Annotated in this window: 6 protein-coding genes; 5 read left to right on the plus strand and 1 reads right to left on the minus strand. The window is 45.6% G+C overall.

Going from position 1 to position 13216, the window contains the following annotated elements:
• The first annotated feature begins 89 nt into the window (after positions 1 to 89).
• Together F551_RS0109970 and F551_RS17160 are read left to right on the plus strand one after the other, a co-directional pair.
• Positions 90 to 1604, plus strand: a complete 1515-nt coding sequence (locus F551_RS0109970) for an ATP-binding protein (protein ID WP_018997365.1) — start codon at positions 90 to 92, stop codon at positions 1602 to 1604.
• Positions 1605 to 1608: 4 nt separating this feature from the next.
• Positions 1609 to 3534: an AmpG family muropeptide MFS transporter gene (locus F551_RS17160; RefSeq protein ID WP_018997366.1), complete on the plus strand. Its 1926-nt coding sequence runs from the start codon at positions 1609 to 1611 to the stop codon at positions 3532 to 3534.
• A gap of 62 nt (positions 3535 to 3596) precedes the next feature.
• Here F551_RS17160 and F551_RS0109985 read toward each other — a convergent pair whose 3' ends face one another.
• Entirely contained in the window at positions 3597 to 5894 is a 2298-nt protein-coding gene (locus F551_RS0109985; RefSeq protein WP_018997367.1) for an NADP-dependent malic enzyme, read from the minus strand.
• A gap of 191 nt (positions 5895 to 6085) precedes the next feature.
• On the opposite strand from F551_RS0109985, the gene mutS reads away from it, so the two are divergent.
• From mutS to murJ, 3 genes are read left to right on the plus strand one after another with little or no spacing between them, the layout of a single operon-like run.
• Positions 6086 to 8743 (plus strand): DNA mismatch repair protein MutS, encoded by a 2658-nt coding sequence (mutS, locus tag F551_RS0109990; protein ID WP_018997368.1) that lies wholly within the window; start codon positions 6086 to 6088, stop codon positions 8741 to 8743.
• 51 nt (positions 8744 to 8794) lie between these two features.
• Positions 8795 to 11626 carry a [protein-PII] uridylyltransferase gene (locus tag F551_RS0109995; RefSeq protein WP_018997369.1) on the plus strand — a complete coding sequence of 944 codons (2832 nt, stop codon included), beginning with the start codon at positions 8795 to 8797 and terminating at the stop codon, positions 11624 to 11626.
• An 8-nt stretch (positions 11627 to 11634) separates the two neighbouring features.
• Positions 11635 to 13200: a murein biosynthesis integral membrane protein MurJ gene (gene murJ / locus F551_RS0110000; protein WP_018997370.1), complete on the plus strand. Its 1566-nt coding sequence runs from the start codon at positions 11635 to 11637 to the stop codon at positions 13198 to 13200.
• The last annotated feature ends 16 nt before the right edge of the window (positions 13201 to 13216 follow it).

The raw sequence follows: 13216 nt of genomic DNA on the forward strand, positions 1-13216 counted from the left end.
CAGTTAGCTTGGAGAAGCGTTGATGGTAAGCTTTTGTTAACCACGGCGATAGCTATGTCATTGTAGGAAAATGATAATAGGCACGAATCATGGCTTCTACATCTCGTATTGCAGACATTGATCATAGTGGTGAGAATGGCAAAACGGAGCCTGATACATCGCAACGATTTACTGCTTCTGTGTCTCATGAAATTCGTACCCCTTTGAATGGAATATTGGGAATGGTGTCCTTGTTAAAGGAAACCGAATTATCATTGGTTCAGAAAGAGTATGTTGAAGCGATAGGTAAAAGTGGGTCACGGCTTCTGGATCTCCTAAATAACGTTTTAGACTATTCTCGATTGGAAGCAGGCGACATTCCACTTGATGTCGCAGCATTTGATCCCGCTGAACTTATTCAAGATGTTGTCGAGCTTCTCGCTCCGCGTGCTCATACTGCCAATCTAGATATAGCAGCGGCTCCTATGCCCGAACTGCCTTATAAATTTTTAGGAGATGCGGGGCGTATTCGTCAGATTTTGTTTAATCTGGCTGGTAATGCAATCAAGTTTACCCAATCTGGCGGCATCCTTGTAACAGCGCGATACCTAGCTTCTGGTGAATTGGTTTTTGCTGTTCGCGACACGGGCTCTGGAATTCCAAAAGATGATCAGGAGAAAATTTTTTCAGCTTATGGTCAGGTATCGGCATCAGATGCTGGAAAAGATAGTGGTGTAGGACTGGGGTTGGCTATTGCTCAACGTTTGGCTACCGCCATGGGTGGTCGACTACACATTTCTAGTGAAGTGGGGCATGGGGCCGGTTTTTTCCTGACTATTCCGTTGGAGGTTTCGCCGGCGCCGAATGAAAATTCATCCGCTGATAAGAAACGCACTAAATTATGTGTTGATCTTAATGCGAGTTGTGCGTCTCAAATTGCGGTTATCAGTTCGCTAGCCAGCTCGCAGCTAGAATGCAACCTTCCAAAAGAAAAAGAGAAGGCTGATGTGGCTGTTATTGATGCGTCACTATCGCCAGCCAAAATCAAAAAATATGTAAAAAACTCACCCACACTCGTAATTTTACGGCCAGAGGATCGCGCTCAAATTCCCAAATTTAGAGAGATGGGTTGTGTAGGGTATCTAATCCGACCATTGCGGGCGTCTTCCATCGCAAAGCGTGTCGAAATCGCAGCGCGTGGCGAAGAAATTAAAGATGCTCAAGAAAATGAAACTCAAGCTCCTAAAGGAGCTAGAGCGCTCATCGCTGATGATAATCCTGTAAATTCTTTACTTGCAAAGCGTGCTCTGACGACTGCTGGGTTTGCAGTGGATACTGTCGGCACAGGTGCCGAGGCATTAGAGGCCGCCCAAAATACACCATATTCTATCATTTTTATGGATGTAAGAATGCCAGTTATGGATGGTTTAGAAGCGACACGCCGCATTCGTGAAATGGATGGATCAAAAGGCAAAGTGCCAGTCATTGCTGTTACGGCTGACGTCGATCCCGATCTTGAAGCTAAAGCTGAAAATGTTGGGGTTAGCCTGATCGCTGCCAAACCGATTGATCCGCAACGCTTACGTGACCTAGCTTTGAGCTGGGCAATGTCTGAAGGAAGTTAGGAATATGATAGCTGGGATAAATTCGAAATTAGATACTCTTGGCACTTATTTCAAAAACGCTTTAGGTCCTTATAGCAGCCCAAAAATTGCGAGTATGTTGGTTCTTGGGTTTTCATCTGGATTACCCATTCTCCTGCTTTATGGTACGTTTTCAACTCGCCTGCGTGAAGCTGGAATTAGCCGGACAACAATTGGCTTTTTATCATTAATTGGATTGTTCTACGCTTTTAAATTTTTATGGGCTCCGTTTATTGATCGTTGGAAAGTTCCAGGTCTGTCTAAAATTTTGGGTCAAAGGCGAGCATGGATTCTTGTCTGCCAAATCGGACTGATAATTGGATTGGTGTCACTTGGGATTAGCGATCCGGCCAGCAATCTTGTCTGGACATCCATTTGCGCGGTGATCGTTGCATTCTTTTCTGCCACACAGGACATTGTAATTGATGGTTGGCGTATCGATGTGGCCAATGATGATGATCAAGGCGACATGGCCGCTGCAACACAGATTGGTTATAGGTTTGGATTGATTGTCGCCGGGGGTGGGGCATTGGCTTTTGCTGATGCTATCGACTGGACATTGGCATATTGGTTTATGGCGCTGATGATAGCTATTGCCGGAATTGGGTTATTTAAGGTTTGCGAACCAGATAGATCTGAATGGATATCGGAAAATTTTTCTCTCAAACCAATAATGACAGGCATTGTTGCTGCTTTTGTGGGCTTGTTTTTTTCAATTGCCATTTTGCAATTCGTCAGTCCCGAATTGGTCAATGTTCTCGATTCCAATGGCAACCCTGTTTTAGGGGATGATGGAAATAATATCACAAAAGAATCTAATGGTTATAGAATTTTTGCGCTACTTTATCTCGCCGGTGCTTGGGTTCCGGTCTTCATTTCATGCCTGGTTTTTTTGATACCCAAAGCATCGAATTTTTTGGTTGAAGAAACAATTGAGATATCGAAGGAAATTTTAAAAGCTGTTGCCTTCATATTTGTACTCGGCTTGTTTTTGTTGAGTATTGTGCAAGGTGTAAGAACATACTTTCAATGGGACCAATTGATCGCCGATTACACGGGACGAGGTGATCTCTCTGTATTATATGGATGGTCACTACAATTATTGAGTTATGTTGTCAGCGCGTTAGGCTTTGTGCTTGGAAAAATATCTTCCTTTTTCTCTCTTATTTTACAATATGGCGGCGTGTATGCACTCGTTATTTTAGCGCTTTTACCATTTTGTTTTGCCTCAGGATTGGGTGTTTTTTTCAGAACAAACAAAGTGTCAGAAAGTCTCTCCAAAGGTGTTGTTCTCGGTGCATTTGTTGACTACGCACGTAAGTACGGCCCGGGAGCTGGCCTTTTACTTTTGATGATAGCAACCTACCGTATGACAGATACAACAATGGGTGTGATGGCCAAGCCGTTTTATGTTGAACAGGGGTTCACCAAAACAGAAGTTGGATTGATCTCGGGATCTTTGGGCCCTTGGATATTGCTGGTAGGGGCTATTTTTGCCGGTATTTCAATTCGATATTTGGGTTTATTTAAGTCGTTGGTTATTGGTGAACTTCTGATGATCACGACTAACGCTGCTTTTGCTTGGTTGGCGATGCAATCTGATTCAATTTTCTGGCATTTGTGCGTCACGATTACAGCCGACAATATAGCTGCAGGTTTTGCCGGCACAGTGTTTATTGCTTACATGTCGTCTTTGACATCCAAAGGGTTTTCAGCAACGCAATATGCTTTGTTTACATCATTCTTCGCGTTGTATGGAAAATTATTGGCCAGCATGTCAGGTGTTCTAGCTGATGAAGTCGGGTGGGAGGCATTTTTTCTGATTACAGCCGCGATTGGAATTCCCGCAATGATTATTCTGTTCTTGGTTCGATATTTCAAATCGGATGAACCGTCACTCGAAAATGCCTAATACAAAAAGGCCACTGCGTTGAAACAGTGGCCTTTTGAAGAGTCAGGTTGTCGAGTTAAAGTTTAAACCATTTTCCATTTGTGATCTTTATCATCACTATGTGGACCATAGGCGGCAAAAGTCGCCATGTTTACTATGTCAGACACTGAAGACCCCATTTGCATAATTTGGATAGGTGCGTTTAGGCCCAATAGAAGTGGCCCAACAACCGTTGTGTTTCCAAGATAAGAAGCAAGCTTTGTAGAGATCGAGGCAGAGTGAATAGCCGGCATAATCAAAATGTTTGCTGGTTCACTTAAACGAGAGAATGGGTAAGTATCTCGCGCATTGGGGTTTAACGCAACGTCGACAGCGATGTCGCCTTCATATTCAAAATCAACCTCATCACGTTCTGCCATAAGTTCTGCGGCTTTTCGCACAACATCCGCACGTTCCCCTTTAGGGTATCCAAAGGATGAATTGGAAAGGAAAGCTACACGGGGTTCATAACCCATGTGGCGAACAACTTTTGCAGACAAAATAGCATTGTCTGCCAATTCTTCTGCAGTCGGCATTTCCGTAATAGCGGTGTCAGATACAAATAGGGGACCGCTTTTCGATATAATGATCGACATCCCGATTGCATGTTCACCATTGCGTTCGTCAGATACAAGACGGATATCGCGCAAGGCGGTGTTATAGTTACGGGTGAGGCCTGTCACCATGCCGTCTGCATCACCACATGCAACCATACACGCTCCGAAGATGTTACGGTCATTATTGACCATACGTTGGACATCGCGTTGCAAAAGGCCTTTTCGTTGAGTTCTTTTGTAGAGATACTCGAAATAAGTTGGGTTATTGTCTGACAGGCGCGCATTGATGATTTCAAGCTCGTCTTCAGGCACACCAACTAGGCGCATATTGCGTTTTACTTGATCTTCGCGCCCAACAAGAATTGGGTGGCCAAGTTCTTGTGTTTTAAAGGCATAAGCAGCACGGATGATTGCCGGTTCTTCACCCTCGGCAAACACAATGCGTTTTGGTTCCTCGCGGCGGACCGCACCCTGGAATTTTTGTAGGAAACCAGCCGATGGGTCCAAACGTTGGGCCAGTGTTTCCGTATAGGCTTCCATATCATCAATCGGCTTCCGCGCTACACCTGTATCCATCGCAGCTTGCGCCACGAAAGGTGGGATGTATGAAATTAAGCGCGGATCAAAAGGAACAGGGATGATATAGTCTTTCCCAAATTTGGGCCTCGCACCATGATAGGCAGCGGCAACTTCATCAGGAACATCTTCACGAGCAAGCATTGCCAACGCGCGCGCACAAGCCACTTTCATTTCTTCATTGATAGCAGATGCGCGGACATCCAAAGCGCCACGGAAAATATATGGGAAACCGAGCACATTATTCACTTGGTTTGGATAATCTGAACGACCAGTCGCGATAATCGCATCATTGCGTACTTCGCGGATTTCTTCTGGTTTAATTTCAGGATCAGGGTTTGCCATTACAAAGATAATCGGGTTCTTTGCCATGGATTTAACCATGTCTTTGCTGACCGCACCTTTAACTGACAATCCCAGCAAAACATCTGCACCTTCACATGCTTCCGCCAATGTACGTTTTGATGTTTTGACCGCGAATGCAGATTTGTATTGATCCATTCCTTTTTTGCGGCCCTGATAGATCACTCCATCTCTGTCACACATAAGAATGTTTTGCTTGGGCACGCCAAGGTGGTGGATTAGGCCGGCTACAGATAATCCAGCTGCACCTGCGCCAGAAACTGCAACTTTGATGTCTTTAAGATTACGCCCTGTGATTTCAGCAGCATTGATCAATCCGGCAGCAGCAATAATAGCGGTTCCGTGTTGATCATCATGAAAGACAGGAATGTTTAGCTTTTCGCGTAGTTCAGCTTCAATTTGGAAACATTCGGGAGACTTGATGTCCTCCAGATTAATGCCTCCAAAAGTAGGGCCGATCAAACGCACGCATTCAATGATTTTTTCCGGATCTTTTGTGTCAACTTCTATGTCGAATGAGTCGACATCAGCAAAACGTTTGAAGAGTACGGATTTACCTTCCATGACCGGTTTAGATGCCAATGCCCCAAGATCGCCGAGTCCGAGAATTGCTGTACCGTTAGAAATTACGGCAACAGTGTTTCCCTTGGAAGTATAATCATATGCTAGATCTTCATCTTTCGCGATTGCTTCCACAGGGACAGCAACACCGGGAGAATAGGCCAATGACAAATCTTTTTGTGTTTGCATCGGTTTTGTCGGCAACATCGAGATTTTGCCGGGTGTCGGTTCCTGGTGAAAAGCTAGCGCTTCTTCATCTGTGAAAGATGGGCGTTTCGAGCTCATATGTGCGTTGTCCTCGTAGTGACCTAAGTCTCTTTATTCTCGTTCGTCGGGCTGTTCACTTCAGATGCTTCTCTTTCGGAGGCATTCTGTTGTGAATAAAGTCAGTTTGCTATCCTGTAAAAGTGATAAAATGCAATTTCCAGCGTTTGTCACCCTTGAAGTGCAATATAGTCTGGATAGTGTGCACCGCTATGTCTAAAGCCCCATCTCCATTTTTGCTCCAATACTTGGAAATCAAAGACCGTCATCAAGATGCTCTTTTGTTTTTCCGTATGGGAGATTTCTATGAATTATTCTTTGAAGACGCACAGATTGCTGCGGAAGTGCTGGATATTACTTTGACAGCTAGGGGCAAGGATTCCGGCGATCCAATACCGATGGCAGGTGTTCCGTTTCATGCCGCCGAAGGGTATTTAGCGCGTTTGATAAAAGCCGGACATCGTGTGGCTGTATGTGAACAATTAGAGACTCCAGAACAGGCGAAAAAACGCGGATATAAAGCCGTTGTAAAGCGTGATGTGGTACGAATTGTCACACCCGGTACTTTGACAGAAGACTCGCTCTTGGATGCAAGATCATCGAATATTCTTGCTGCAATCGGTGTTTCAAATGGGGGAGATGAGGGCGCAATTGCCCTTGCTGACGTTTCTACCGGACGATTTGAAGTCTTTGCTGTCGCTCCGGAGAGCTTAGGAGAGATGCTCTCAGCTATCGCGCCAAAAGAGTTGCTATTGAGCGAAGCAGTCATGGCGCGGCCATTGGTAAATTCTATGCTGGAAGGGCTTCGTACATCTGTAACACCCAGACCAAGCGCCAAAGCAGATAAAAGTGTCGGACAACGTCATTTAAAAAGCATATTGGGTGTTAAATCACTCGATGCTTTTGGCAAATTTTCAAACACAGAATTATCGGCCTGCGCACTTTTGTTGGATTATCTTAAACTGACACAAGCGGGAGAAGAAGTACGTTTGGATCCTCCCAAACGGCATATGACGTCAAGCTTTATGGCAATAGACCCATCTACGCGTACTAGTCTTGAAATTGATGTTTCAGCACAAGGAACGCGGGCTGGATCATTGTTGTCGACAATAGATAGAACCATCACTGCTCCCGGTGCGCGTCAATTAGCGGACAATCTTTCTCGTCCCTTAATTGATATCAACGCTATAAACGCAAGATTGGATGCGGTTTCATTATTTGTATCTGCTCGTGATTTACGAGAAGAAGTACGAGAAGCACTAAAAGAAAGTGCCGATGTGGAACGCGCGCGTATGCGTCTTCAATTGGGGCGCGGTGGTCCAAAAGATTTGAAAGCGTTAGCGCAAGGGTTGAGCGCGGGAGCAAAAGCGTCAGCTAGCTTAAGATCAGAGATGGCTGGTCTTCCTGTGTTGCTTGATAATGCTTGCTCTGCTCTAGATCTAAAAGAACAAAAAACTTTGGGAGCATTTTCCGATACTTTAGAGAGCGCGATAAAAGAAGACATACCAGTTTTAGCGCGGGAAGGCGGGTTCGTACGTGAAGGTTATGATGCGGCCTTAGATGAAGTGAGGTCTCTGCGCGATGGCAGCCGTAAAGTGATTGCAGCGCTACAAGCTGAATATGCAGAGAAAACAGGTATTTCGAGTTTAAAAATCAAGCATAATAAGGTGCTTGGTTATTTCATTGATGTAACGTCTCGTAATGCAGATGCCATGCAAAATGGTCCCCACGCATCCGATTTTATACATCGTCAAACTTTGGCTTCGGCGATGCGCTTTACAACAACGCAGCTTGGTGAATTGGATGGCCGCATAGCGAGAGCTGAGGAAGAAAGCAAAGCTCGAGAACTTGAGATTTTCGATGATTTGGTGAAGCAGGCTGAAATTCTTTCAGAAGAACTTCGTGATGTAGCAGATGCCCTGGCTTCCATAGATGTGGCAGCCGGTTTGGCGCATTGGGCAGAAGATGCTCAAGCTGTGCGTCCAGAAATTGATGAAACAACGCGTTTTGAAGCGATTGGAGCTCGTCACCCCGTGGTTGAGGCTGCGCTAAGAAAAGAGGGGGATGGCTTTACTGCTAATGATTGCTCGTTAGATGCAAGTGGAGATGTCGCTTCTCGTTTAATGATGATTACAGGTCCTAACATGGCAGGTAAGTCAACATTTCTTCGACAAAATGCGCTGCTAACAATTATGGCTCAAGCTGGTTGTTTTGTGCCCGCTCAAAAATTTGAGCTTGGGTTGGTGGATCGTGTTTTCTCACGTGTAGGCGCCTCTGACGATCTTTCCCGTGGTCGATCAACTTTCATGGTTGAGATGATCGAAACTGCTGCAATATTAAACCAAGCGGGCGAGAGAGCTTTTGTCATCCTTGATGAGGTTGGGCGAGGCACGGCTACCTATGATGGGCTTGCCATTGCTTGGGCTGCGGTCGAGCATTTGCATGAAAAGAACAAGTGTCGAGCTATTTTCGCTACACATTATCACGAACTAACTGATCTTGCTGAAAAGTTGGAGTATGCTGGGAATGCATCTCTCAGAGCTAAAGATTGGCAAGGTGATCTTGTGTTTTTGCACGATGTAAAGCCAGGCGCTGCCGATCGCTCATACGGTGTGCAGGTTGCAAAATTGGCGGGAATGCCTAGAGCGGCGGTTGCTCGGGCGGAAGATGTGTTGTCTCGTCTAGAAGGTGAGGCAAAAAAAGGTGGACCACAATTGGACGATCTGCCTTTGTTTGCCGCTGTTGCAGAGCCTTCGTCTAGTTTTGAGCCGTCTGAAGTTGAAAAAATGCTACTAGATATAGATGTCGATGCGACATCGCCACGCGATGCGTTGGATATTTTGTATGCATTGAAACAAAAAATGTCTTAATCCGTGAATTTGTTTCTGTTCTGGCTGAAGAATTGGAGCTAGAAGCAATGCATGACACAACAAAATTCGACCCCGAAAAAAAAGACACGCCGAGTTAAACCTACTGCATGGCGTATACATGATATAATTGACCCCAGAAGTTTACGTGTTCAGTTAACTGCTGCGCACATGGAAAATGTCCATAATCAACAAGCAGCGCGTAAACGTGTGCTCGACCTTTTGCATGGTGCGTTGTTCAGGGGACGAATGATTGCACAAGAAAGACTAGAATCAGGTGCTGATGGCCTTGATACAGCAAATCTGCTTGCTGCGGTGATGGATGAAGTTCTGCATGCGCTCTTCGATTATACGACGACCCACGTATTCCGATCGAAAAATCCAACGCAAGGCGAGCGTATGGCTGTTATGGCCGTGGGCGGGTATGGACGACGCGCTCTAGCGCCGTCTTCTGATGTGGATCTGTTATTTGTACGCACATATAAACAGACAGCATGGGCTGAGAGTGTGATAGAGTTTATGCTCTATGCCTTGTGGGATTTGGGATTGAAGGTTGGTCATGCATTCAGAACGATTGATGAGTGTATCCGCCTGTCCAAAGAAGATTACACTATCCGCACTGCTATCTTGGATAAACGCTTGTTGTTTGGTGATGAGGAGATTGCCGAAGAGCTAAATCAGCGTTTCGCCAAAGATGTTATTGATGGTCGGGCTGCAGAATTTATTCAGGCAAAGCTTGAAGAACGCGATCACCGTGTCTCGAAAGAAGGTAATTCTCGTTTTCGCGTGGAACCAAATGTAAAAGAAGGCAAGGGTGGGCTTCGAGATCTACAGACACTGTTTTGGTTGGCAAAATACATCCACGGTGGCGACAACTTTGATGAGGTTCTGATCAATCAGGTTTTTTCAAAATCTGATGCATCCAGTTTTCGACGTGAAGCGCGCTTCTTGTGGACGGTGAGGTGTCATCTGCACTACGTGGCAGGGCGTGGTGAAGATCGTCTTAGTTTTGACCTGCAGCCCGAGATTGCTTCTCGTATGGGCTTTGTTGATAAAGCCGGAATGAGCGGTGTTGAACGCTTTATGAAACGATACTTCCTTGCTGCAAAAGAAGTAGGCGCTTTAACTCGTATTTTGTGTGCAAAGTTGGAGGCAATTGAGCAGAAGAAGCCGTCTGGCTTGCTGCGTTTTATGCCGGCACCAGCACCTAAACCATTAGACGATAAGAATTTCGTTTTGGATGGTGGGCGTGTATCTTATGTACAAGCTGATGTTGTTAAAAATGATCCGCTAAACCTTCTGAGATTGTTCAAATTCGCTGATGAGGGCGGTTATGATATTCATCCCGATGCTATTGGGATAACGCGTGAAAATTTGAAAGCTTTCAAGATTGAATATCGCAAAGATCCTGAAGCGCAAAAACTGTTCATTGATGTTGTAACCTCTAAAGATCACCCCGGCACAACATTAAAAATAATGAACGAGACTGGCTTACTTGGACGGTTTCTACCCGAATTTGGGCGTATTGTCGCTCAAACGCAGTTCAATATGTATCACCATTACACCGTGGATGAGCATACTATTCGTGGTGTAGAGGCGATGAATAATGTTGAACGAGGGGAGTTGGCAGAAGATCACCCATTATCAACCTCCATTTTTGCGGAAATTGTCCACCGACGTGCACTTTATTTAGCCATGTTATTGCATGACACCGGTAAAGGGCAGGGAGACCAGCAAATTGAGGGTGCTAAAAATGCTCGTGGTGCGTGTTTGCGCTTGGGGTTAGGAAAAGAAGAGGCTGAACTCGTAGCGTGGTTGGTAGGAAACCACTTGGAAATGAGTGATACAGCACAACGCCGCGATATTTCTGATCCTCGTACAATTGCGACATTCGCTAAAAAAGTAGGAACAGTTGAAAGATTGCGTCTGCTTTTGGTACTTACTGTGTGTGATATTCGCGCGGTGGGCCCTGGAGTGTGGAATAGTTGGAAAGGTCAGCTATTGCGCGAGCTTTACTACGCGACAGAGGCGGCATTACGTGGAGGGCGAACAGATGAAGCATCTGTGCAAATGCAGATCTCCAAACGTGCTGAAGAAAGCCGAAATGCTGTTATGGGCAAAATATCATCGTTGCCTGTTTCATTATCCAACTTAGAGGATGCTTATTGGATTTCCTTCGATACGGATATTCATCAATGGCATGCTGAAACAATTATAGCCGCAAAAGAAAAAACGATATCTGCTGCGCGCATTGAAGCAGAGCTAAGCGCTACGCAGGTCTTGGTTTTTGCTGAAGATCGCCCGCGCTTGTTTGCAGATTTGTGTCAGGAATTGACGGATGCAGGAGCGGACATAATTTCTGCTCGACTGTTTTCCACCGGAAATGGTCAGGTATTGGATGTATTTGAAATTCAAACCAGTTCTGGGGAGCCATTTTGTGCTGATGATCCTAACCGATTAACATTGCTAGCAGATGCGTTGACTGCAACGGCATTGGGTGAAGAACACAACACCAGCATTGCAATGGGCGGGTTCAAAGCATCTAGGCGGCAAGCTGCATTCATTGTGGAGCCTGTTGTTTCTATCAATACAAAGGATTCAGATAGTGCAGTTTTGGTCGAACTCTCTGGTCGCAATAGACAAGGACTGATGCAAGAAATTGCCAATGTTTTGGTGAATGAAGGTTTGTCCATTCTTTCAGCGCATGCTGAAAGTTATGGAATGATGATTCATGATGTTTTCTATGTTGAAACTCAGGAAAACAAAGAACTGGATAAGGAAAAACTGACAAAAGAATTGCTGGGCGTATTGCGTCGTGATGAATTAAAGGCTCCAAGGACACCAGCGCGAGAGTTAAAACGCGCAAAAACGTCGGAAAATAGATAGGCCCATCAATGAGCTTAGCCCGTAATGTATTTGTTCAATCCGCGCTGACCTTTGGAAGCCGAATACTTGGGTTTATCCGAGAAGCGGTCATTTTTGCAAAGCTCGGCGCGGGGCCTCTTACGGATGCATATTTAACCGCGCAGCAATTTCCAAATCTATTCCGCAGGGTTTTGGCAGAAGGGGCATTTGCGCAGGCATTTGTGCCACTTTACACAAAATCTCAAGCTGAAGATGGCGACGAAGCAAGTACAAAACTTGCGATTGAAACGCTGTCCATGCTGTTCACAGTAACGATCTTATTATCTTTGATCGCACAATTCTGCATGCCGTGGATCATGATGGTGATGCAAGCTGGTTATCGAAATGATCCTGATATTTTTAACCTGTCGATTTTATTGACCCAAATTACCATGCCGTATTTGGCGGGGATGGCATTGTCAGCATTATTTGCGGGTGTTCTCAATGCGGCGGGACGATTTGTGTTGTCCGCCGCCGCTCCAACATTGATGAATATCTGTCTTTTGATAGCCGCATTTAGTTTTGATGAACCTAGGACCGTTGCACTTGCTTGTTCAGTTGCGACGTTGATTGCTGGAATTTTACAGGCTGCTGTTTTGTGGTGGGGTGCAAAACGGCAGGGAGTGCACCTTAAATTTCGCCTTCCCCGAATCACTCCTTCGGTTAAACAAGTTGCAAAAATAGCGATACCCGGTGCGTTGGCTGCAAGTGCAACACAGATCAATATCATTGTGTCTTCTTCGATTGCTTCATTCGAGGCTGGAGCCAAGGGGTGGTTAGCCTCTGCTGATCGCTTTTATCAATTACCATTGGGAATTGTTGGCGTGGCAGTGGGGGTTGCTATTCTGCCACGTTTATCTCGCGCGATGAGTAAAACTGGTTCGCAGGCCGATGCACATAAAACTTTAGATGAAGGCATCTCATTGGCAATGGCACTCACTCTGCCAGCTGCGGTCGCGCTTGGCCTAATTCCGTTTTTCCTCATCGATGCATTATTTGGTCGTGGTCAGTTTGATGCAAATGATTCCACGCTAGCTGCACAAGCTTTGATTCATTATGCTTGGGGCGTACCTGCCTTTGTATTGGTCAAAGTGTTAGCGCCGGCTTTCTTTGCGCGACAAGACACGAAGCGACCAATGCAGTTTGCTGTAACGTCGGTGATTGTGAATACAATATTGGGCGCGGGGGCTTTCTATTGGTTGAGAGAGCAGGGGCAATACGGGTTTCCAGCACTTGCGGCTGCGACCAGCTTTGCTGCTTGGCTCAATGTTTTTATGTTAGGCATTACACTTATACGTCGCGGAGATTACAAACCAAGTGGGTTACTGATTAGCCGAATGTTCCGCGTTTTGATTGCATGTGGATTGCTTGGTGGGTTTTTGTATTTTGCTGATCTGCACCGCGAATTAACTCAATCCTATCTGTGGGATTCTCAGATTTTAGCGTTGTTTGCTACGGTTGCAGTGGGCGGTCTTCTTTACGGCATTCTGGCCTTGTTGACGGGCGCAGTTTCTTTGCGTGAAATTCGCAATTCCATGCGTCGATCTGCGACTTAATAGAAGCATCGTCGGC

Source organism: Hirschia maritima DSM 19733, from assembly GCF_000378345.1.
Classification (GTDB): domain Bacteria; phylum Pseudomonadota; class Alphaproteobacteria; order Caulobacterales; family Hyphomonadaceae; genus Hirschia; species Hirschia maritima.